The organism is Psychrobacter sp. 1U2 (assembly GCF_051847575.1).
This window is the reverse complement of sequence record NZ_JBPYDC010000521.1, coordinates 1-1006: the sequence shown is the minus strand read 5'-3', so window position 1 is coordinate 1006 and position 1006 is coordinate 1. Positions and strand designations below refer to the sequence as shown.

Annotated in this window: 1 protein-coding gene and 1 pseudogene; both read right to left on the bottom strand. The window is 39.2% G+C overall.

The genetic code is table 11. The features are described 5' to 3' along the window. Positions 1-204: pseudogene (locus ACS8FD_RS17020) on the bottom strand (N-acetylmuramoyl-L-alanine amidase); the annotation flags it as partial. Positions 205-332: 128 nt separating this feature from the next. Then, positions 333-1006: APC family permease (locus tag ACS8FD_RS17015; protein ID WP_439276712.1), on the bottom strand; the 674-nt coding region annotated here is incomplete at its 5' end.

Sequence of the window (1006 nt, the reverse complement as noted above, 5' to 3'; positions counted from 1 at the left end):
TAAGGTTTTTATTGAGCGCTCATTATTTGAGACCGTATAGTGCAGAACGATGGTTTTGATACGCTCGCTTTTGCCCGTGGCTTGATAGGTTTCGCTATCGATAATATAGCGTGGTTCTGAGGTGGCGACGCAGCCAATGAGTGGCAATGTCATGAACGATGTTAATACTGATGCGAGTGTTAAAGAGGTGATGTTTTTTGCCATGAAATGCTCTGTATTGAAGGGAATACTATTAAATAAATAGGAAAAAATTATAACAGTCGTACGTTTTAACCTTTATATCTGTTTAATTTTAAACTGCCTATATTATTACTCATAACGGCCACTACTTTTTACCCAAGACTGACGCTACTAATAGGAATGATCCTTTTATAGCCAATCGCACCTAAAATGATAAACACTGCCAATAATATATAAGCGTTCAACGATAATGCAGCAGGCGAGAAGGGCAGTAGCAGCAGCGATATAAAGATGAGGCTGACCAAGACTGCAAGATAATTTAATAAGCCTGCCTGATTTTTTCTGCGCTCGTTGATGAGATCTGCGGACGTCACATAAGCGAAGCCGACGGTAATCCCTAGAGACGCCATACTGACGATATCAAGTAGATAGTTTCTGCCAAGCCAAGGAGAGAACAGGCAAACCAAACATATTAATATGACGGTTTTTTTCTTACTAAAGTGATGGTTTTTATCGGTAAATATACTAGGCAATAAAGACGAGTCGCCCATAGACTCTAACAGTTTGACTGACGATAATATAAAGCCATTGATGCCGCTCAGTATGGAGCCAATCATGGCGATGGACAATAGCCAAATTCCTATACCACCGATGCGATTGTCTATTCCCTCACCAGTCGCCCAATTGCTATCTTTAATCGCTTGGTAATCAAAGTTCATATTTAAAGCGGTAAAATAGTTGATCAAAGAATAAAATAAAATACCGGCGATAAGTGAGATTAAGATAATACTTCTGGTCTTGTTTTTCGAATCACTAATGGATTTGG